Below are 22568 nucleotides of genomic sequence, written 5' to 3' on the forward strand. Positions count from 1 at the left end.
TAGCGATAGGAGCGAGCTGAAGGTGTATAGCCGATAGCTAAAAAAAAATTGAAAAAATAATGCAAAGATATTTTATCCTATTCTTTTTTTTTCTTTGGAAGTTTTCCGTTGGTCAAGAGGTAGATCTAAGTTCATATAATATTATATGGAACAGCCAAAGTAACAATTCGAGCGAATCCATGCCTTGTGGGGGAGGGGATGTGGGACTGAATGTATGGACAGAGAAGGGCGACGTGCTATTTTATATTGCGCGCAGCGGAACCTTTGACGAAAACAATACGTTATTGAAATTAGGGCGCGTTAGATTGCGCTTATCTCCTAATCCATTTTATGGTGGCACCTTTAAACAGGAATTGAAGCTTCGGGAGGGGACCGTATATATTGAAGCGAAGAACGAAGAGATTTCAGCAAAGATCAACTTGTGGGTGGACGTGTTTGCACCTATCGTTCATGTAGACATTGCGGCTGATAAACCTCTGCAAGTAACAGCTACTTACGAAAATTGGCGGTACCAAGATCGGGTCACAAAAGGTAAGGAAAACAATGCAAATTCCTATAAATGGGCGCCGCCTGGTGATGTTATTGCAAAAAAAGATATCGTAGGTTACGAAGGTAGTAGCGGAGTTTTATTTTATCATCGAAATAAGGAAAATACCGTTTTTGATGTAACTGTGAAACAACAAGGTCTGGATAGTGTTAAAAAGAAGTTATTCGATCCCTTGTCTGACCTGACCTTTGGTGGATTCCTGATCGGTGAAGGTATGCAACAAGCTGGTGAAACTTCAGGCAAATACCAAGATACAGATTATAAGGGGTGGCGTCTAACGACCGAAAAACCAACAAAAAAACAATCAATCAAAATTTACCTTCATACAAAACAAGAAAAATCGGTAGATACTTGGAAGAAGGAATTGTTGCTCTTAGCTAAAACGAAGAAGGATAAGGGGGCTACTGTTCATAACAAGGAATGGTGGGCGAATTTCTGGGATCGAAGTTATATCTGCATCAAGCCCGGGAGTAAAGACACCAGCGATATTGATTGGCAAATGGCCCGGAATTATCAGCTATTTAGGTATATGCTGGCTTGTAACGCTTACGGAGCATATCCGACAAAATTTAATGGCGGACTTTTTACCTATGATCCGTCGAGGATAGATACGGCAATGACCTATACCCCTGATTTCAGGAATTGGGGTGGAGGCACTCATACGGCTCAAAATCAACGTTTGGTATACTGGCCCATGCTAAAGAGCGGAGATGTCGATTTGATGAAGCCCGCATTTGACTTTTACCGTAGGATATTAAGCAATGCTGAGTTGAGAACGCAAACCTATTGGGGCCACAAGGGCGCCAGCTTTACCGAGCAAATCGAAAACTTTGGCCTGCCGAATCCGGCCGAATATGGGTGGAAGCGGCCAGTGGATTTTGATCGGGGAATGGAGTATAATGCTTGGTTGGAATATCAATGGGATACCGTATTGGAGTTCTGCATGATGATATTGGAAAGCCATCGTTATACCGGCGCTAATATTCGTCCATATATGCCTTTAATAGAAAGCTGTTTACAGTTTTTTGATGAACATTATCAATACCTAGCGAAGAAGAGAGGACGGAAGGCTCTGGATGGAGATGGACAGCTTGTGCTTTATCCCGGATCGGCTGCTGAAACCTATAAAATGGCTTACAATGCAAATTCCACCATAGCAGCTTTGAAAACCGTTACGGAGGGACTGTTGACGCTTCCTGATACATTATTGCCTTCTTCAAGAAAGGCCGAATGGAAAAAGATGCTATCCCGTATTCCTCCCTTAAGCTATAGAACGATAGATAATCGTATCTTACTGGCGCCGGCAAAACTGTGGGAACGGGTAAATAATGTCGAATCACCTCAATTATACCCTGTTTTTCCCTGGGGACTCTATGGGGTTGGGAAGCCGGGCTTAGATACGGCCCGTAATACCTATCAATTCGATCGGGATGCGTTGAAATTTAGAAGTCATATTGGCTGGAAGCAGGATAACATATTCGCTGCCCGTTTAGGGTTAACAGATGAAGCTTTACGGTTAAATCGATTAAAATTAAGCAATGCACCTCGTCGATTTCCTGCGTTCTGGGGGCCGGGTTTTGATTGGGTGCCGGACCATAATTGGGGCGGCTCGGGTATGATCGGTTTGCAGGAAATGTTGTTGCAAACCGTAGGAGATAAAATCTATGTGCTTCCGTCGTGGCCGTTGGACTGCGATGTAGCTTTCAAACTGCATGCTCCTAAGCAGACGACCGTTGAGGTGGAGGTGAAGAATGGGAAAGTTAAAAAGCTAATCGTTAAGCCGGCAAGCCGAAGAAATGATGTTATTTTACCCGAATCTACTAATATCTTGGAATCCTCAAACAATATCAATGAAGTTACGGTGTTTTTTCTGCTCCAGGAAAGTATATTCACAAAAAAAGCCCTACTGTAAGGTAGGGCTCTTCTTTGTTCTTAGGAGGACGTTATTCTGCTACAACCACAAAAGGAACTTGTACTTTAACTTCCTTGTGTAAGTTTAAATTAGCAGTATATTCGCCAAGCTCTTTTGGCTCTACATCAAAAGTGATACGACGGCGATCAACTTCAAAACCTTCTTTTTTCAAAGCATCAGCGATTTGAATCGTGTTAACCGAACCGAAGATCTTGCCGGTTTCTCCAGCTTTAGCGCCTATTGTTAATTTAACAGACTCTAATTTAGCTGCAAGATCGGTAGCATCCTTCTTGATTTTTTCTTGTTTAAATTGCGCTTGTTTAATGTTTTCTGCAAGCACTTTCTTGGCTGAAGGAGTAGCTAAAATCGCTAAACCTTGAGGAATTAAGTAGTTACGACCATAACCATTTTTTACGGTTACGATATCATCCTTCTCGCCAAGCTTCTTAATATCTTGTTTTAAAATAATTTCCATGTCGTTCTTACCTCCAGATTATTTTAATGAATCAGTTACATAAGGTAATAAACCAATATGGCGTGCACGTTTCACAGCCTGTGCCACTTTACGTTGGAATTTTAAAGAAGTTCCTGTTAGGCGGCGAGGTAAAATCTTACCTTGATCATTTACAAACTTCAATAAAAAGTTTGCGTCTTTATAATCGATATATTTAATACCGTTCTTTTTGAAACGGCAATACTTCTTACGGTTATCCTCTACTTTAGGGGCAGTAACGTATTGAATTTGCTCTTTTGCCATTATTTTGCTACCTCCTCAGTTTTCGTTTCAGGTTTCTTGTTAAAAGCACCGCTGCGCTTTTTCTCGTTATAAGCAATTGCATGCTTATCTAACGAAATGGTAAGGAACCGCATAACACGTTCATCACGTTTGTACTCAAGTTCCAGTTTGCTGATTAATTCACCTGGAGCCTTGAATTCTGTTAGGTGATAGAACCCTGTTGTTTTTTTCTCAATAGGGTACGCTAATTTTTTCAAACCCCAATTATCCTCGTGGATAATTTCGGCTCCGTTTTCAGTAAGAATGTTTTTGAATTTGGCAATTACCTCTTTCGCAACCTCTTCTGATAACAACGGGGTAAGAATTACTACGGTTTCGTATTGTTGCATTTTGTTAAAAAGTTTGTTATTATAATGTCCGCACAAAGCGGAGCGCAAAGATAGGTATATGTTTTTAGAATTGCAAGCTTTGTTTCGCTTGTTGTTAAGTAGTTAAGTGGGGAAATAGTTAAGTAGGAGAGTATTTGATGATCCAACAGAAACATAACAACTCAACGGCTCGACTACTTTTACTTCTCAACTAACAAAAGCCGATTGGCTAATTCCGGCAAAATCCGTACCTTCGTGCCGATGGATAATTTTATTGTTTCTGCGCGTAAATATCGGCCTTCAACCTTTGAAACGGTAGTGGGACAGCAGCACATTACCGGAACGCTTAAGAATGCCATTAAGAACAGTCAGTTAGCACAGGCCTTTCTCTTTTGCGGTCCACGTGGGGTGGGGAAAACGACTTGTGCACGCATTTTAGCAAAAACAATTAATTGTCAACATTTAAGTTCGGAAATAGAAGCTTGTGGTACCTGCGACTCCTGTAAGTCATTTCAAAACGGCAATTCCTTTAGTATTCACGAACTGGATGCAGCTTCTAATAACTCTGTTGATGATATAAGAAGTCTGATTGAACAGGTTAGAATTCCCCCGCAGACCGGTAAGTATAAAATTTATATTATCGATGAGGTGCACATGCTTTCAACGCAGGCCTTCAACGCTTTCTTGAAAACATTGGAGGAACCTCCCGCTTATGCTATTTTCATTCTGGCGACTACTGAGAAGCATAAAATATTGCCTACGATTTTATCTCGTTGCCAGATTTTCGACTTTAACCGGATTAAAGTTGAACATATTGCCGGTCACCTGGCAAACATAGCGAATAAAGAAGGCGTTGCTTATGACCAGGACGGATTGCATCTCATTGCACAAAAAGCAGATGGGGGACTTCGGGATGCCTTATCCATGTTTGATCAGATTGTTAGCTTTTCCAATAAGAACGTTAGCTATCAAGCAGTTATTGATAACCTGAATATCTTAGATTATGACTATTATTTTAAGCTAACCGATGCGATCTTTTCCGAAAATTCGGTGAATGCACTATTGGTTTTTGATGAGGTACTGTCCAATGGTTTTGATGGCAGCCATTTTATTTCGGGTTTAGCGTCTCACTTTAGAAACCTTTTAGTAGGAAAGGACGCCAGTACACTTAAATTATTGGAAGTAAGTGAAAATATTCGTCAACGCTATTTAGAGCAGGCACAACAAGCGGAGGTGGGCCTGTTGCTTTCGGCTTTAAATATCGCCAATCAATGCGAAATAAATTATCGAACGAGCAAAAACCAGCGACTGCAAGTAGAACTCGCTCTGTTAAAAATGTGCCACATCCGATCGGCCATTCAGTTTAATAAGCAAGCAATCGAAATGAATAACCGGCCTGAGTCGGTAAAAAAAAAACCTGATACTTTAGCAGTTAACGTGGTTTCAGCCCCTCCTCCTGTGACGGCGACGCCAAAGGAGCCGATGAAACCCACGTCTCCGGCAGCTATCCATCAAGACTCTTCGCCGAAATTGCAGGAGTCCACAGCCTCGGGAAAACTGAAGATTCCTAGTTTTAAGGATATCAAATTATCGTCCTCGATTCCCAGCTTAAGTGACGTTTTTAAAGATAAAAAGGAAACGGATCCTAACGCTGATCCCGAATATATAACGGGATCGGACCAACAGCACTTTACCTATGACGATTTTTTAAAGGTTTGGCATGCTTTTGCAGATAAAGCGAAGGCCGAAAGCAAGATTACGCTTTTTACCTTAATGACCGCTAATCCTCCTAAACTCAGGGATGATTTCAAGGTAGAGGTAATCGTAGAAAATGCCATTCAGGAAAATTTATTGTCCATATCTAAAATTGATATGCTAAATGAATTACGGGTCAGATTGAAAAATTTTTCTATAGACCTGATTCCCGTACAAGCCGAATCGAATGTCGTACGTAAACCTTATACCAATCAAGAGAAGTATCAGGCAATGGTCGCTAAAAATCCTTTAGTGGATAAATTAAGACAAGAATTCAACCTGGGGTTTGAATAAGTTATTAGCCGTGAGGCCTGAGCTATTGGCTGTTGCATTTATTTATATTAATTGCTACACCTAAAGGCTAAAGCCCCTATAAGCAGTCCTAATCTCGTTTTGGATAACCCTCTTCATCTAAATCATCTCTTTCATCTTCAGGTGTTTCTGCTAATTTTTCATCCTCTTTACTTAAGCGTGTGATCCGTCCATTGTCGATATGCATACCTAACTCTTCGACATCAGTTTCTAACGATTTGTCGGGGTCGTATTCATCGCCTACATACTGATTAGCTTCATCCCAATCCGAATTGTCATCTTCCCCCTGCGGCGCAGTAGTATCATAAGGATCTTCATGTTGATACTCTCTTTCTTCGTTCGGATAGTCCTTCGTGTCGGGATCAATATCGTACTCAAAGCTATCTTCCCGCTCATTATAACGTAAATTTTCTATATTACCACGATCGGCCTGATCATTTGGAATCTCTTCGTTCTTTTGAATATTCGGTTTATCCTTATTCATAATGCTTTTTCTTAAGTTCGTATTCTTCCTATGGAACAGTTGATTTTAAAATAGGTTTGTTAAAATGTGTTTAATCCGAAGCTGTATCTTTGTTTATGCTTAATCGATGTGTAATCACATTTTTTTTCTTTATCGGTTTATCCGGAATATTGTTTTCGGTTCAGGCACAGCAGCCGGTTTTACTAACAGATAGCCTACATCAACATATGTTCACTTTTGGAGAACTCAAATCCATGGTAGATACGACAGATAGGTTAACATTCGAGCAGATTCAGCAAGCTCGCGGCGCGTCGTTATTTAAGACCAATAAAAGCAGCACTCCTCAGAATACAGAAACCAACAAATACTATTGGTATAAATTACGCATTGATCACCGGGATACGCGGGAAAAGTTGTTTGTTCTAGAATTCTTTGACCAAACTATTGATGAGATTGAAGCTTATATTCCCACCCGGCAAGGTAGATATGCACAGGTCGTATTGGGTGATCAGTTAACGTTTTCTGCCCGTCCTTTTAGGCACAAAAACTTTGTGATTCCTTTGTATAACGAATTACAGGGAACGCATGACTACTACTTCCGTATTAAATCATCTCAGGTAGCAGATGTTATCATCGTCCTTCGTTCCATTGATTATTTTATAGGATATGCCTTGGGAGAGTATTTTAGTTTCGGTATTTTCTACGGCATGATCTTTATATTCTGTTTTTATAATATGGTTATGTTCTTCGCCGTAAGACAGAGAGCCTATCTTTACTACGTTTGTTACCTGTTATGTGTTGCCCTATTTGAAATGTGTACAGACGGTATCGCCTATCATTATCTATGGCCCCGTCTGTCAAACTGGAATCAATTTGCTTTTGGGATTGTTCTATGTTTGATGAGCATATTCGCCTTATTATTTACACAGCGTTTATTGCTGCTGCACCGAAAGGCCCCTCGCTTGCATTTTTTTATTTCTGTTGTTATTGCTGCCAGATTATTGTTCTTTGCTTATTGCTTGCTTTTTGATAAAAGTCTTTTCAATTATAAATTTCTGGAAGCTGTGCCACTTCTTGTCGCGTTTGGTTCAGGAATTTATATATGGACGACAGGCTATCGCCCTGCTCGATATTTTGTTATTGGCTATGGCTTCCTATTCTTCGGCTATCTCGTAAAGTTTCTCATTATGTTAGGGTTCACTTGGCTGAATTTTGGGATCATTTCCTATTATATATTAAGCTTCTGTTTTATTATGGAAATGACCTTTTTGTCATTAGCCGTGGGTGACCGCGTGCGTGTGCTTAAATACAGTCGCGATCGCGCGCAACAGCGCATCATCAAACAAATGAAAATTAATCAGGAGCTTAAAGATAATATTAACCGAGAGCTGGAAGCAAAAGTGACGGAGCGCACCAAAGAACTTATGGAAAAGTCCTCGATTATAGAGCAGCAAAACGAAGCGCTTTTTTCAGCCAATCATACCCTTCAGGAGCAGCGTGATGAAATAGCACGGATCAATGCGCTGCTTAATAAAGATAATGAAGAACTGAAAGAAAATGTAGAACAGGTTACTCGTGCGCGTGTGCTATCAACAGGTGTTCGGTTTGAGGAATTCAGTAAACTCTATCCCGATCAGGAGAGCTGCCTGAAATTTTTAGCAGAGCTTAAATGGAGGGAAGGTTATGAATGTAAGAAATGTGCAACCACCACTTATTATCCTGGGCATTTACCTTATAGCAGGCGTTGTTCGAACTGTGGCTACGAAGAGTCGGCGACGGCCCATACGCTCCTGCAAAATATACGTATACCTATTAACAAATCTTTCTACCTTATCTATTTAATCTACTCTACCAAAGGAAAAATATCCTCACACAAGTTATCAGATATCTTATCGATTAGGCAGAGCACCTGCTGGGCATACAGTAAAAAAATTAAGCAGCAAATAGAAGAGAAAAAACTAACTTTTCGGAAATTGGGCGATAAAGGATGGAGTGAATTGCTTTTTTAGCCTTAGTAAAAGTAGATTATGGGTGCTAATAAATTAAAAAATCGACGGTGTTAAAGCGTATCATAGTGTATTTAGTACACATGCTTCTATTTTAAAGGAAGGTGCTGAAACACAAGCATTGCGACCCGCTTTATATTCCGGTATTTAAGCGTATCAATTAATTTGTAATTATCTATATATCAGTCATTTACATATAAAAATATTTGTTTTTTTCCTGTTTTACCATCTATATTTGTCCCGGAATAAATAGCCGGCTAACAAGTAAACAATTTTAATTACACCAATTTATTAAACTATGTCGAGGAAGCTTTTACTAATGATTTTCCTATTTTTCATCTGCATCTCAAGTTACGGGCAAGGGACCACTGTGAGAGGCGTGGTGAAGGATATATCCGGAGATGCCCTGCCCGGTGTATCTGTTAAGGTGAAAGGAGGGACAGGGGGTACCACTACCGATGGAAATGGGCAATTTACGCTAAAGACACCAGACAATGCGGTATTGATTTTCTCTTATATCGGTTATCAGGTAAAGGAAGAAGCCGTACAGGGAAGCAGTACACTTGAAATTACACTATTGCCCTCCAATCAAGAGCTAGATGAAGTAGTAGTTGTAGGTTATGGCACGCAACGTAAAGGAGATATCACGGGGGCTGTAGGTGTCGTCTCACAAGAAGCTTTTGAGTCTAGACCTAACACCCAATTTGGAAGTATCTTGCAAGGTAAAACGGCAGGGGTGCAAGTATCCTCCCCCGGCGGTAAACCTAATGCGGGGTTGAACATTCGTATCCGTGGAACGAGTTCCATTACCTCGAGCAGCGACCCACTGTATGTAGTAGATGGCGTACCGATAGCCGATACACGTTCGATTAATCCCGCTGATATCGAAAGTATGTCTATTTTGAAGGATGCCGCATCGGCTGCTATTTACGGTGCGCAGGGAGCAAACGGCGTTGTACTTATCACCACAAAGAAAGGCAAGGAGGGGAAGACTCGTGTTGACCTAAATGCCTATGCCGGGTTTTCTTCCGTATGGCGTAAACTCGATGTGCTAAATGCGAGTCAATATCGGGAGTTGATGACAGCGTTAGGAAGAAACACGGATTGGGATCGATACACAGCCAACACGAACTGGCAAGATGAAGTTTTTCAACAAGGGGCATCCCAGAATTACCAATTAGCATTTTCGGGGAAAAGCAATAAAACAACTTATTACTTATCCGGCGGTTGGACCAAGCAAAAGGGAGCTGTGAGAAGCGCCGAAATGGATCGTTATAACTTTAAGGTAAATTTGCAACAAGAAGTAAATAGTTGGCTGACGTTAGGTACCAACTTAGGTTATACGCGTTACCATGATGTAGATGTGGCCGACAATCAAGCAGTTAATCAAGGAGGGGTCATTATGGGGATTTTATCTACACCTCCCAATATTGGAATTTACAATCCTAACGGTACCTTCACCAGTAACCCCTTTCAGGATTGGGAAAACCCCCTTGCATTTACAGATGGATCTGAACGGGGTTATAGAAATCAACGGGTCATAGGAAATGCCTATGCAGAAATCACTTTTCTTCCCGGATTAAAGTTCCGCAGTAATTTTGGTATTGATGCAGGAAGTGGTGTATATGAATATTTCCTGGATCCGATCCGTACAAGCTATGGTCGTGCGCAGGAAGGTATTGGACGTTACAATACCGATCAACGTAATTACTGGATTGCTGACAACACCTTAACTTATAACAAACAGCTTGAAAAACACAATTTCGGTGCTTTACTGGGGATGGTGGCACAAAAAACCCAGTGGGAAAACAGTGAAACCGAACGTACCGGTTTTTCCGGTACATCGATTACGACACCCAATGCAGGCTCCGTGATACGGATAGCAAATGTGTCGAAAAGGGAAAAAGCAAATGTTTCCGTTATCGGGAGAGTTAACTACGATTTTGATGGTAAGTATCTGTTTACCGCAAACTTTCGTGCAGACAATAGCTCCAATTTCGGTTCGGAAAACAAATGGGGTTACTTTCCATCGTTTTCTGCCGGATGGCGTTTGTCAAAGGAAAATTTCTTAAATGAAGTTTCCTGGTTGGATGATTTAAAGTTGCGCGCAGGTTGGGGAATTGTTGGAAATGATAATGTAGGTGAATATGCTTATTGGGGGCGCGTAGCTAGTGATGCTAATTATCCCTTTGGAGGTGTTATATCCCCGGGAACCCGGCCATCTACTTTACAAAATGATAATTTGAAATGGGAGGAGACGAAGCAAACAAATATTGGCCTTGACATCAGTGTATTTAATGCTCGGTTAAATTTCAGTGCCGATGCCTATTTAAAGAAGACGAGCGACTTATTACTGAACGTTCCTGTACCTCGAGCAACGGGTTTTGATTATGTCTTACAAAATGCGGGAGCATTGGAAAATAAGGGTTTAGAATTTCAGGTAAATTCCCGAAACTTAGCGGGGGCGCTCAAATGGGAAACCGATTTAAATATTTCATTGAACCGTAACAAAGTAAGCGATTTGGCAGGTACCACTATTTTCGGTGCCAATATATCCGGAAGGGGAGATTTGAGTTATACTACCGTAGGCAACCCCATCGGCATGTTTTATGGTTATGTGTTCACAGGAGTAGATCCGCAGACGGGAGATGCTCTATATTTAAGAAACGACGGAACAAGCTCCAACAATCCATCCCCGGATGATCGCCGAATTATTGGAAATCCTAACCCAGATTTCATTTATGGACTAACCAACACCTTTGGATACAAGAACTTTGGATTCAGTATTTTTCTACAGGGAAGCCAAGGCAACGATATTTACAATGGTACGCGGGTAGAAACGGAAGGAATGATTGATGCTAAGAACCAAACGACGGCGGTGCTCGATCGTTGGACCAGTCCGGGGCAGCTTACCAATGTTCCGCGAGCTGTACCGGATAATACCAATAATTCACGGAACTCCACTCGTTTTGTTGAAAATGGTTCGTATCTGCGCGTAAAATCAGTAACCTTAAGCTACAATTTGCCGGAAACATTATTGAGTAGGTTGAAACTAAGCAACGTAAAAGTATATGTAACGGGCGAAAACCTATTTACCGTTACAAATTATAAGGGCTTTGATCCGGAAGTTAATGCTTTCACTAATACCAATGATGCTACGCAGAACAAAAACACTTTTGTGGGAATCGACTACGGAACGTACCCGCAAACGCGTAACTTAATCTTTGGCTTGAATGTTTCATTTTAAAGAAGATAGATATGACACGACATATAATAAGAGGTATGGTCGTTTGCCTTGTTGCGACAACCATTATTTCCTGTAATAAATTTACCGATTTAACGCCGATTTCTGAGGCCACTAATGAAAATGCTTATACCACAGCAAAGGAAGCAGAAGCAGCATTGACAGGAGCTTATGACGCGCTGCAGCAGGAATACTATGTTTGGGACAACATTATATTCAGCGATGTAATATCCGACAATTACTACGCAGGGGGAGATAACCCTGAGATTTTTGCTGTTGATAAATTACAAATTGTTCCTACAAATGGTCGCTTATTCACCAATTGGGGGCAGCTGTACGGAGGGATCGCCCGGGCAAATACCGTATTGGAAAAGGTGCCGGGTATTTCCGATCCGCAGTTGGACGAAAGCGGAAGACGGGATCAGATCCTGGGAGAGGCTTATTTTCTTAGAGCCTTTCATTATTTTAATTTAGTGAAACTTTTCGGTGGCGTGCCCTTGATCTTGGTGCCTGTGGAGGCGAGCAAAACAGAAGAATATATCATTTCCAAATCAACTGAAAGCCAGGTGTATGATCAAATTATTGCTGACCTGGAACAAGCAGTGGCTTTGCTGCCGGATACTTTTTCCGATGAAAGCAGTATCAATAAGGCTCGGGCAACAAAAGGTGCCGCAAATGCTTTATTGGCGAAAGTGCACGCCCAGAGACCAGATCGCGACTATAACCGCGTGTTAAGCTATTGCGATGCCGTAATAAACAGTCCGGCCAATTATCAATTGTTGGCCAATTTTTCGGAATTATTTGATGGGGCGCATTACAATAATGCCGAGTCGATTTTGGAAGTGCAATATGTTGGCGCTCCCGAGGGTAATTTTGGTCCGCAGATGTTATTGCCACCGTCATTGAGTGGGGATACCTGGCGAAAATTTGTAACTCCGTCCCATGATTTGGTAAATGCTTTCGATAGCGAGGCAGATGTGGTACGGAAAAATAGCAGCATTTTATTTGAAAAAGTAAATTGGTTGGATGAGTTCTGGGGAAATCGGGCCGATAGTGAAGTTCCTTTTGCCTATAAGTGGAAAAATGCGAGCGGTTGGGCCAGTTCCAATAGGCAGTATTTACTTCGTTTAGGGGATATTATTTTGCTGAAAGCAGAAGCTCTAAATGAATTGGGTAGAACGGCGGAAGCAAGGGAAATTTTAAATCAAATCCGACAGAGAGCAAAGATCAGTCCCTCCGAAGCCAACAGTCAATCAGCTCTACGAGCGGCCATCTTGAAAGAAAGAAGGCTGGAACTTTGTCAAGAAGCACAACGATGGGATGATTTAAAGCGCGCCGGTTTGGCGGTGGATGTAATGAATGAGCTGAATGAAATCGACTTACGCACCAATCAGCCAGTGGATTATAATATGACGACGGAGAAATTGCTGTTGCCAATGCCGCAACAGGAATTAGACCGAAATGGGCAATTGACGCAAAATCCGGGATACTAATTATGGTAGATATGCAGTTTGGGAAACTATATATGGCAATATTGGCCTTGATTATCTTTCTGTCTTGTAAACAAGGTCTTTCAAAGAAAGAGCGTAGCGAAGCACAAGCAAGCGATACCGGCAGCGAGATTACTTCTTATTTAACCAGAGGAGACCGTTCGGCTTTATTGCAAAAATCTTCGCTGTCTTTTGGCGGAAGTAAAGCCTCGAAAAATATCGTGGTAAACACGTTGGAAACTTATCAGGAGATTGATGGATTTGGATATACATTGACGGGGGGAAGTGCCGATCTTATCGCTTCTTTGTCGAACACCAAGCAGGATAGCTTGCTGGAAGAGCTTTTTGCTGATAAGGAGCAATCAATCCGAGTGAACTATCTCCGTATAAGCATTGGAGCATCTGATTTAAGTGCCACTACATTTACTTACGATGAAATGCCACCGGGTAAAACCGATCCGGACTTGAACTATTTTTCGATCGCCAAGGAAAAGGAGACGTTGATTCCGGTCCTGAAGAAGATACTGGCCATCAATCCTGATCTTAAAATACTGGGCTCCCCTTGGACGGCTCCTACATGGATGAAAACAAATGGAGCTTTTAAAGGTGGAAGCCTGAAAAAGGAGTACTACGCAAGTTATGCGCAGTATTTTGTTAAGTATATAAAGGAGATGGAAAAGGAAGGTATTACAATTGATGCGATTACCATTCAGAACGAACCCTTGCACCCGGGGAACACACCGAGTATGTACATGGAAGCAAAGGATCAAGCCGATTTTATTAAAACGGCTTTAGGTCCTGCTTTTGAATCTGCGGGCATAAAAACCAAAATAATCGTATATGATCATAATGCAGATCGGCCCGACTACCCGCTGGAAATTTATGCAGATAAAGATGCAGCAAAATATGTAGATGGAGCTGCCTTCCATTTGTACGGTGGCAAAATTGAAGCATTGTCGAAAGTGCATGAGGCTTTTCCTGATAAAAGTCTCTACTTTACCGAACAATGGGTGGGCGGTCCCGGCAATTTTCCGGAAGATTTGAAGTGGCATGTGTCTACGCTTGTTATAGGTGCTACGCGTAATTGGAGCAGGAATGTACTTGAATGGAATCTGGCAGCTGATGCCTCTTATAACCCGCATACACCCGACGGTGGTTGTACCAGCTGCCTAGGGGCTTTAACCATAGATGACGACCGCGTAAGTCGTAATGTGGCTTATTACATTATAGGTCATGTCTCCAAGTTCGTTCCAACGGGATCCAAGCGTATAGCCTCTACATGGATGGATAGTTTACCCAATGTGGCCTTCTTAACTCCTGAGGGAAAAAGGGTGTTGATTGTTGTCAATGTGGAAAGCGAGGAACAAAGCTTCACATTTGAAGAATCGGAACGAAATGTACCGGTTGTCCTGCCAGGTGGATCGGTTGCCACCTTCGTTTGGTAAAAAGGATTTCGGTTTACGTTTTATCGAAAAGTTTGCTTTTCATGCTACTTTTGAGTTATTTTACCGTTTGTTAGATGATGCTTTGCCTCATCCTGTTAAAAAATCAAATAACTATAGATGAAACTTAACAAAATTGCTTTTATTGTTGCATTAGGAGCAGCTACGTTTTTCGTAAGTTGTAAAAGTAAAAAGCTGATTGTGAACGATGGTGCCGAAGTTGTCAATACAGGTGGTACGCCAGATCATATTGAAGGCGGTACCGTTTCCAGAACAGACGAAGGGGTGGTCCTTACTTTTGAATCCGATGTACTGTTTGCCACGAACTCTTCTTATCTGTCGGAAAAGGCGAAAGTAACAATGAAGAACATGGTGGCCTACATTAATAAGAATTACCCGAATGCACAAATTCAGATCAATGGCCATACCGACTCGACAGGTGAAGCGGATTATAACCAATGGTTATCCGAGAAACGTGCAGCATCGGTTAAGAACTATGCGGTATCCATAGGGCTTAATGGAAGCAACATCAAAACAAAAGGATATGGTAAAAGTAAACCGGTAGCAACGAACAGTACTGCAGATGGTAGGCAAAAAAATAGAAGGGTAGAGGTGATTATATTGAAATAGCTTTTAGCCTTTAGCGATTAGGGGTTAGTCTTTTGAAATGAAGTGCTAAAACTAATCGCTAACAGCTAAGGACTTCTAAAGTTCATTCGCTCTGGCTGTTATCTCTGCGATATCCAATACCTGCACTTCCTGCTCCTTATTGTAGTTTTTAACACCATCTTTGAGCATTGTCATACAGAAGGGGCATGCTGCTGCTATGATATGTGGATCGGTTTGCAGCGCTTCATCAATCCGTTCGATATTAATATCCTTTCTTCCTTTTTCGGGCTCTTTAAACATTTGGGCACCGCCGGCACCACAGCATAGTCCATTGCTTTTACATCGTTTCATCTCTACAAGCTGTGCATCAAGTACTTCGAGTGCTTTTCGAGGAGCCTCATATACGTTGTTTCCGCGACCTAAATAGCAAGGGTCATGAAAAGTTATTCTTTTACCCTTGAATGGTTTTCCCTCCGTTTGCTTGAGTTTTCCCTCATCAATTAATTGTTGGATCAATTGGCTGTGATGAACCACTTCATATTGTCCGCCTAATGCAGGGTATTCATTTTTCAGCGTATTGAAGCAGTGCGGGCAAGCGGTTACGATCTTCTTTATCTCATACGTGTTTAATGTTTGGATATTCATTTGAGCCTGCATTTGAAATAGGAATTCATTGCCAGCCCGTTTAGCCGGGTCTCCGGTACAACCTTCTTCGGTTCCTAGTATGGCAAATTTAAGGCCCACATGATTCAAGATCTTACAAATGTCACGAGTGATGTGTTGAGCACGCTCGTCAAAGCTACCTGCACAACCTACCCAAAATAGTATTTCCGGATTTTCCCCCTTGGCTGCCATTTCGGCCATAGTAGGGATATGTAGCGTGTTATCCATTATTTTTATTTAAGTATCATGACTAAGTGTAAAGGATGTGCGTCCTCTTGATATATATTTATGCCTTGTATTTTCGATAACTAAAGGCCTTCTCTCCAGTTTACGCGATCAGCTTGTGCATATTTCCATGGAGCTCCGTTATTTTCAACATTAGCAAACATTGTATTCAAGCTGGATGGTGCCAGTGATTCTTCCATGACAATATATCGTCTCATATCCATAATAATTTCCAAGGGATTAATATTAACAGGGCAAGCTTCTGTGCAGGCGTTGCAGCTTGTGCAAGCCCAAAGTTCTTCCCGCGAAATATAATTATCTAATAGCGATTTCCCATCCTCTGTAAATGAGCCGTTTTTATCTATTTGTTTTCCGACTTCTACCATACGGTCCCGAGTATCCATCATGATTTTCCGCGGTGAAAGTAATTTTCCGGTGATGTTCGCCGGGCATACTGAGGTACAACGACCGCATTCGGTACAAGTATACGCATCCAGTAAATTTTTCCAGGTGAGATCCGTAATGTCTTTTACACCAAAGCGTGCAGGTTGATCACTTACCGGCGGCGCATAGGAAGGATCGAGCATCGCTTTAACTTCGTGCGTCACAGCGTCCATATTTGTAAATTGACCCTTCGGTTTTAGGTTGGAAAAGTAAGTATTCGGGAAGGCCAATACAATATGTAAATGCTTTGAATAGGGAAGATAATTCAAGAAAACCAATACACCCACGATGTGAAACCACCAGCAACTGCGCTCAATGACCCGAAGCGAATCCGGATTTTCAGGCAATAAAGGAAGCAGCAGAGAACTCATCGGGAAAGAGCCGGTGATCGATGTGCTATGAATTTGCAATTGCAATTTATAATCAGCGGCATTCATAGACAAGAATGCCGTCATTAAAGCTATCTCTGCAAGCAAAATAAGATTGGCATCGGTTCTTGGCCAACGGGTCATCTCCACTCCGAAGAAACGTTTTACATGTATAATGTTTCTTCGGATTAAGAAGATCACGCAGCCGAGTAGTACAGAGAGAGCCAACCACTCGAAGCATGCTATCAGTAAATTGTACAGAGCGCCCAAACCGGAAAAAGCACGATGGGTGCCCGCTAAGCCGTCAATAACGATCTCCAACATTTCTATATTGATGATGATAAAACCTAAGTAAACAAAAAGATGCAATACGAAGGGAATGGGGCGCTTGGCCATTTTGCTTTGGCCGAAGGCAACACGAAGCATGGTTCGCCATCGCACACCAGGCTGATCACTCCTATCTGTCGGTTTTCCTAACTTGATATTCCGGATAATCTTGCGCGCGTTATAAGTTACTAAAGCAATTGCCGTCAATAAAATGATCGCAAAGATAATTTGGCCTATCATAACAATATGGTTTTTTACGAAGTTACATAAAACTATTTATTATGCTTGCATAATAAATAAAATTTAGAAAAGATTTAAATTGCCAGATATGATGCTAAAGGTGTTGCTTAGTACGCGATAAAAGAGGTCATGATTTTTTAAAACCACTCATGCAATACGGTACGATTTTGTAAAAAAACCAGGTACATGTCATGTTTTTTGCCTTTTTTATTTATTTTCCTCAAGTAATTCATTCGATTATGGTTAAAAGACTACTCCTGCTTAAATTATCTGTTTTTATCAGCTGTGCGGTAACGGCGCAGCAGTCTACCGAATCTATTCAGGTTACAGATATGCTTAACATACAACGTATCAATCAGCTTGAAATTTCGCCAGATAAAAAACTGATCCTGTTTAATGTTCAAAAAATAAAGGGGCGAGAAAGTGACGTAGATAATTATGAATATGATAACCAGCTTTGGATGGCGAACAGGGAAGAACAATATAAGCTAAGGCAACTTACCTATAGTGAGCAGAATCCAAGTCAGCCTTCTTTCAGCCCGAAGGGAAGCGATATTCTTTTTGTTAGGACGATAAAAGGTAAACCGCAGCTGTTTTTAATGTCGTTATCCGGAGGAGAGCCGATGCAGCTTACCGATTTTAAATATGGTGCAAGCTCACCAAAATGGAGCCCTGACGGAAAGAAAATAGTATTTAGTGCCACCTTGAAATTGGAAGAGCTCCTGCAGGATTCGCTATTAAATCCGAAGCAACAATTGCCTTTATGGTTGAGTGAAAAACCCGGTTATCGAGATAATCATTATCTCGGAAAGTCGGATGCAAAAGCTAATCCAAATGGAAATCTTGCAGAAGTCAGGGCCTATCTGGCTCAGAATGAAAGGGAATATAAGGCAAAAGTAATCAATAAGCTACAGTTTCAGGGAGAAGCTGCTACCTCGAGTGAAATGCGCTTTACCCATTTATTCGTCATTGCGGTTTCAGATGGTGCACCGCAGACCGCGCCAAGGGCAATCACGACGGGTTTTAACAGTTATAGTGATCCTTATTTTTGCAACAACGACCAAATCGTCGTTAATGGGAGGCTTTCGGATACAATATTTCCGGATCGTGCATTAGAAAGCGCTGTCTATAAAATAAGCTTGAGTAGTCCTCTTCCTCAAAAAATATTGGGAAAAAAAGAGCTGTCTTATAGAATCAACACGGTATCTCCATTCGGGAGCTATCTGATATATAGCGAATCCATGGTCGCTACACCGAATGTACCAAGTGTGCATGTGATGGATTTAACGGAATCTAAACACTTGTATCCAATTGACTTGGATCGAAATATGGGAAACTTCAAATGGGCTGAAAAAGAAGATCAGGTTTATTTTACCGCTCAAAGCAACGGAGGGATTCCACTTTATCGATTTTCATTAAGGGGAGCCAAGCTGGAGAAATTATCGAGTGAACATGTAGGAATTGAAGACTACGTGATTGGAAAAAAAGTATTAGTTTATACCAAGACGAGTGTAAACAACCCGTGCGAACTGGAAATAGCCGATATGGATATGAAGCAAACCCAGAGAATCAGTTCTTTCAATGCAAGCTGGTTGAAGAACAGGAAACTCAGTTTGCCGGAAAAGCATGTTTTCAAGAACGAGGAGGGAATGGAAGTGGAGTATTGGGTAATGAAGCCCATTGGTTTTCAAGAGGGGAAGAAATATCCTTTATTGCTGGAGATTCATGGTGGACCGAGTGCCATGTGGGGACCGGGCGAGAATAGTATGTGGCATGAATATCAGTTTTTCTGTGCAAAAGGTTATGGTATTGTCTATTGTAATCCGCGAGGATCGGGAGGGTATGGTGAAAGGTTCCTTCGGGCAAATATGGATAATTGGGGAAAGGGACCTGCCAAAGATGTTTTGGAGGCTTTGGATCGAACAGTAGCGGAAGGTTGGGCTGATACGAGTAGACTGTTGCTGACAGGCGGTTCTTATGCCGGTTATCTGGTAAGTTGGATTATTGGGCACGACCAACGTTTTAAGGCAGCGTGTAGTCAACGAGGTGTGTATGATCTAAAGACCTTTTTTGGAGAAGGAAACGCGTGGCGGCTGGTGCCGAACTATTTCGGTGGTTATCCTTGGGAAGAGAAAACCAGACAAACGATCGAACGGGAATCGCCTATTAATTATGTGTCAAATATAAAAACTCCGTATATCATCTTTCACGGTGAGAATGATCTACGTACGGGTGTTATACAGAGCGAAATGCTATATAAAAGCTTAAAGATATTAGGAAGGCCGGTTGAATATGTGAGGCATCCCGGTGCTACCCACGAAATTACACGTAGTGGAGATAATAGGCAACGTATAGACCAGATGTTGCGTACTTACGAGTTTTTTGAGCGTTTTATTAACTGATTTTGTCCTTAGCTTTACCGCCCTCAGACGACATAGTAAAAAAGAGGGCGGTAAAGCTAAGGATTTTATATAACCAGGATGGTTTGTAAAAATAATTTTTGAAAGAATAGGCCGTACAATTGTTCTAAATTTATTATATTAAATTCAGCTTTGGAAAAAATAACGCCACCTTGGCAAAGGTAGAGAGATGAATGGTGACAAACAATCCCTGTTTTTCGGTATTTTTATTCTCTTTCATTAAAACCGATTTCCCATTTCCAAAGTTCAGAAGCCGGGACGCAAAATGCAAAAATATTCGACCAAATAACTATCTAATACGACAAAATGAGGTTGTATTGATATGCGTATTGGTTTGGTTCGTCACTTCGAGAATTGTGTAACAAAAAAGCCTCAGTGTTATCTGAGGCTTTCTGTGGTACCAACTGGATTCGAACCAGTGACACAAGGATTTTCAGTCCTTTGCTCTACCAACTGAGCTATGGTACCGTCAAACGTTGGTTTTTTTATTTCCGTTCGTTTGTTTTGGGACTGCAAATGTAGTGTCTTTTTTGAATTCACCAAAGTTTTCTTAAAAAAAAGATGCGTTTTTTTTAAGAATATGGTGCATAGGCCTGATTCACAGCTACAAAATTTTAAATGTAATTTAGGCTTACTTGAGTAGCCCCTTTTCTTTTAGATCTTCAAATATAATCTTATCAACCTCGGAAACTCTTGGCTTGTCATTGTACGATAGCCAAACGACTTCTTCAATTTCAGCCGACGCTTGCAAAATACCGTGAAAGGATGCTGTGTAGCAGCGCATGTTAACCATAATTCCTACTGGATGATCATGAGCTTGGGCGGAGAATTCTCCATAAAATCTGATCGATTCAGGAATTATAGTCACTGTCAACTCTTCTGCGATCTCTCTAATTAGAGCTTCTATATCTGATTCGCCTGCCTCACGCTTACCGCCGGGAAGATAATAGGTGTCTTTCCCTCTGCTGCGTGTCGATAGGATTCGGCCGTCTTTAATTTCAATGAGTGCAAGTTTGTCGATCATTCCCTTTATTATGATTGATAGCCTAAGGCATGTTTGCTCATGGCGATATTAAGTGTTATGTTTAGTGTTTTGTTCAATTTCGGAAAGCGTTAATTCATTCTTTCTTTGAGCCCAAAAGCCAATGATTATCAAAATCATTCCTGTCATAATCGATACATCCGCCATATTAAAAATACCTGTTTTAATGAAAAGGTAATCAATGTGCATAAAATCCGTGACCGATCCATAGAGAATTCTGTCGTAAAGATTGCCTATTCCGCCACCAAGCGCAAAGGCAATACCTACCGATAGCCAGGCTGAGTTTTTGTCTTGCTGTATTAAGTAATAAAGGCCGAATAGTAAAATTAGGGCAGGAAGTATGGATAGAAATATGATTTTTACGATTCCGGGCAGGTTGTTGCCCAAGCTTAAAAAAGCACCGCTATTTTCTACTTTAGTTAAGACAAAATACCTGTCGACAATCTTAATCTCTTCATAGTAATCAATTTTTTCACGAACGATGCGTTTTGATACTTGATCGCAGCCCACATTTATTAGTACCAATAGTAGGAGTAATATAGTTCTCATCTTCTCAATAACCTGTTGACCCTTTTTTTTTTCGAAGTTCGGGCAATACCGATTTGCAAGATAATACTAAAACTTCCATTTAGCAAGACCATTCGTAGAAGAGAAGTATATTAGTTTAGGCGATGGTTGCGCTTTTATTGATACCATCTGGCAGCCTTTGCCTGCCAGATGGTTAGTAAATGACTTTGGCTAGGCGTTTAAACCGCCATCAATGGTAAGTGAAGTGCCGGTGATATACTTGCTTTCTTCACTTGCCAAGAACGCCACTAAATTGGCAATATCACTCCCGGTACCATAATCTGATAAAGCCATTCTGCTTCGTAAAAAATCTGCCAACTCGGTGTTTGCAGGATTCATATCTGTATCAATTGGACCTGGTTGCACAACATTAACGGTGATGTTTTTTGGTCCTAGGTCCCGAGCCAGCCCTCTAGTAAAACCGGTTAATGCAGATTTACTCATTGTATAAAGTGTTGTTTGTGCACTCAGTGCATTCTCCGCCATATTGCTTCCAATATTAATAATCCGACCACCGTTGGGCATACTTTTTACTGTTTCCAATGCTGCTATAAACAAGGCCCGAACGTTAATATTCATAATTTGTTCATAATCTTCCAATGTATGCTCTTCAAAGGGCCTACCAATATAAATACCGGCATTGTTAACAAGAATATCAATAGGACCAAAGGCAGATACAACCTGTTGAATAGCGCTTTGTATTGCCTGCGGATCCGCGCTATCTGCTTGTATGGCATTCACTTGTTTGCCCGCTTTTTGAAGCCTATCACGGAGCTGTTCAGCTTTTTCCGGCGATTTTGCATAGGTAAATGAAACATGCGCTCCTTCTGTAGCGAGTTTTTCTACAATGGCGGCACCAATTCCTCTGCTGCCACCTGTAACCAAGACTATCTTGTTTTTCAATCTTTCCATTGGTAATTTTTTTTACCAAAAGTAGGTTCTTAACTTTATATTTGTAAGTACAGATTAAATTGTTAGGTACTAACAAAAACGTAAGAAATGAGAAAAGAAACATCTACCAATGCTTTGAATGAGAAGCAAATTAATGATACTTGCGGTATGGCATATTCATTATCTATTATTGGAGGCAGGTGGAAACCGGCCATACTTTGTCGACTTGCTTATGGGAAAATGCGTTATAGTGATCTGAAGAACTCAATTGACGGCATTTCTGAGCGAATGTTGGTGGCTCAACTCCGAGAGTTGGAAAAGGATTATATTGTAAAACGTAATGTCTATGCTGTGGTGCCACCTCGCGTTGAGTACGAATTGACAGACCTTGGCCTAACGATGCGGCCTATGTTGCAGGCAATGTCCGACTGGGGGAATATGCATCGTAAAACAACGGTCAGAAAAAAGGATGACACTGCTGTTGCTTAGTGTTTTAG

18 protein-coding genes and 1 tRNA gene are annotated in these 22568 nt (G+C 41.3%); 9 read left to right on the plus strand and 10 right to left on the minus strand.

What is annotated here, in order from left to right; translation table 11 throughout:
- Positions 1–59: 59 nt before the first annotated feature.
- Complete coding sequence (locus tag QT327_RS17545) at positions 60–2459, plus strand: DUF5703 domain-containing protein (RefSeq protein ID WP_246860259.1); 2400 nt, start codon at positions 60–62, stop codon at positions 2457–2459.
- Positions 2460–2490: 31 nt separating this feature from the next.
- Here QT327_RS17545 and rplI read toward each other — a convergent pair whose 3' ends face one another.
- Genes rplI through rpsF form a run of 3 tightly spaced genes read right to left on the minus strand, consistent with a single transcriptional unit; the run spans position 2491 to position 3584 of the window.
- Entirely contained in the window at positions 2491–2934 is a 444-nt protein-coding gene (gene rplI / locus QT327_RS17550; protein ID WP_013665625.1) for a 50S ribosomal protein L9, read from the minus strand.
- Positions 2935–2952: 18 nt separating this feature from the next.
- Positions 2953–3216 (minus strand): 30S ribosomal protein S18, encoded by a 264-nt coding sequence (gene rpsR, locus QT327_RS17555; RefSeq protein ID WP_013665626.1) that lies wholly within the window; start codon positions 3214–3216, stop codon positions 2953–2955.
- The gene (rpsF, locus tag QT327_RS17560; RefSeq protein WP_013665627.1) at positions 3216–3584 is read right to left on the minus strand and encodes a 30S ribosomal protein S6; all 369 of its coding nucleotides are present in this window, start codon (positions 3582–3584) and stop codon (positions 3216–3218) included. The genes rpsR and rpsF overlap by 1 nt, the downstream gene beginning before the upstream one ends.
- Before the next feature lie 240 nt (positions 3585–3824).
- Between rpsF and QT327_RS17565 the strand changes: the two genes are divergently transcribed.
- Entirely contained in the window at positions 3825–5612 is a 1788-nt protein-coding gene (locus tag QT327_RS17565; protein WP_041388169.1) for a DNA polymerase III subunit gamma/tau, read from the plus strand.
- Between the two features lie 88 nt (positions 5613–5700).
- On the opposite strand, the gene QT327_RS17570 is transcribed toward QT327_RS17565, so the two are convergent.
- The gene (locus QT327_RS17570) at positions 5701–6114 is read right to left on the minus strand and encodes a hypothetical protein (protein ID WP_013665629.1); all 414 of its coding nucleotides are present in this window, start codon (positions 6112–6114) and stop codon (positions 5701–5703) included.
- Positions 6115–6320: 206 nt separating this feature from the next.
- On the opposite strand from QT327_RS17570, the gene QT327_RS17575 reads away from it, so the two are divergent.
- From QT327_RS17575 to QT327_RS17595, 5 genes are all read left to right on the plus strand, one after another.
- Positions 6321–8102: a 7TM diverse intracellular signaling domain-containing protein gene (locus QT327_RS17575; protein ID WP_242627269.1), complete on the plus strand. Its 1782-nt coding sequence runs from the start codon at positions 6321–6323 to the stop codon at positions 8100–8102.
- Between the two features lie 295 nt (positions 8103–8397).
- The gene (locus tag QT327_RS17580; protein WP_130856862.1) at positions 8398–11346 is read left to right on the plus strand and encodes a SusC/RagA family TonB-linked outer membrane protein; all 2949 of its coding nucleotides are present in this window, start codon (positions 8398–8400) and stop codon (positions 11344–11346) included.
- An 11-nt stretch (positions 11347–11357) separates the two neighbouring features.
- Complete coding sequence (locus QT327_RS17585; RefSeq protein ID WP_130856863.1) at positions 11358–12836, plus strand: RagB/SusD family nutrient uptake outer membrane protein; 1479 nt, start codon at positions 11358–11360, stop codon at positions 12834–12836.
- A gap of 2 nt (positions 12837–12838) precedes the next feature.
- Complete coding sequence (locus tag QT327_RS17590; protein ID WP_246860260.1) at positions 12839–14278, plus strand: glycoside hydrolase family 30 protein; 1440 nt, start codon at positions 12839–12841, stop codon at positions 14276–14278.
- 117 nt (positions 14279–14395) lie between these two features.
- Entirely contained in the window at positions 14396–14905 is a 510-nt protein-coding gene (locus tag QT327_RS17595; RefSeq protein WP_013665634.1) for an OmpA family protein, read from the plus strand.
- 75 nt (positions 14906–14980) lie between these two features.
- Here the strand turns inward: QT327_RS17595 and QT327_RS17600 are convergent, their stop codons facing one another.
- Together QT327_RS17600 and QT327_RS17605 are read right to left on the minus strand one after the other, a co-directional pair.
- Complete coding sequence (locus tag QT327_RS17600) at positions 14981–15775, minus strand: (Fe-S)-binding protein (RefSeq protein ID WP_013665635.1); 795 nt, start codon at positions 15773–15775, stop codon at positions 14981–14983.
- A gap of 80 nt (positions 15776–15855) precedes the next feature.
- Positions 15856–17151 carry a 4Fe-4S dicluster domain-containing protein gene (locus QT327_RS17605; RefSeq protein WP_130856864.1) on the minus strand — a complete coding sequence of 432 codons (1296 nt, stop codon included), beginning with the start codon at positions 17149–17151 and terminating at the stop codon, positions 15856–15858.
- Between the two features lie 239 nt (positions 17152–17390).
- Between QT327_RS17605 and QT327_RS17610 the strand changes: the two genes are divergently transcribed.
- Positions 17391–19553: a S9 family peptidase gene (locus QT327_RS17610; protein WP_242627273.1), complete on the plus strand. Its 2163-nt coding sequence runs from the start codon at positions 17391–17393 to the stop codon at positions 19551–19553.
- 413 nt (positions 19554–19966) lie between these two features.
- On the opposite strand, the gene QT327_RS17615 is transcribed toward QT327_RS17610, so the two are convergent.
- The 4 genes from QT327_RS17615 to QT327_RS17630 all read right to left on the minus strand — a co-directional run bounded on the left by QT327_RS17615 (position 19967) and on the right by QT327_RS17630 (position 22092).
- A tRNA-Phe gene (locus QT327_RS17615) sits at positions 19967–20039 on the minus strand.
- A gap of 163 nt (positions 20040–20202) precedes the next feature.
- On the minus strand, positions 20203–20595 hold the full coding sequence (locus tag QT327_RS17620; RefSeq protein ID WP_013665638.1) for an NUDIX hydrolase: 393 nt from the start codon (positions 20593–20595) through the stop codon (positions 20203–20205).
- A 48-nt stretch (positions 20596–20643) separates the two neighbouring features.
- Positions 20644–21162 carry a signal peptidase II gene (lspA, locus tag QT327_RS17625; protein WP_041388171.1) on the minus strand — a complete coding sequence of 173 codons (519 nt, stop codon included), beginning with the start codon at positions 21160–21162 and terminating at the stop codon, positions 20644–20646.
- 189 nt (positions 21163–21351) lie between these two features.
- On the minus strand, positions 21352–22092 hold the full coding sequence (locus QT327_RS17630) for an SDR family NAD(P)-dependent oxidoreductase (RefSeq protein ID WP_013665640.1): 741 nt from the start codon (positions 22090–22092) through the stop codon (positions 21352–21354).
- Positions 22093–22179: 87 nt separating this feature from the next.
- Between QT327_RS17630 and QT327_RS17635 the strand changes: the two genes are divergently transcribed.
- Positions 22180–22560 (plus strand): winged helix-turn-helix transcriptional regulator, encoded by a 381-nt coding sequence (locus QT327_RS17635; RefSeq protein WP_013665641.1) that lies wholly within the window; start codon positions 22180–22182, stop codon positions 22558–22560.
- Positions 22561–22568: the final 8 nt, after the last annotated feature.

This window comes from Olivibacter sp. 47, from assembly GCF_030372825.1.
GTDB classification, from domain to species: domain Bacteria; phylum Bacteroidota; class Bacteroidia; order Sphingobacteriales; family Sphingobacteriaceae; genus Olivibacter; species Olivibacter oleidegradans.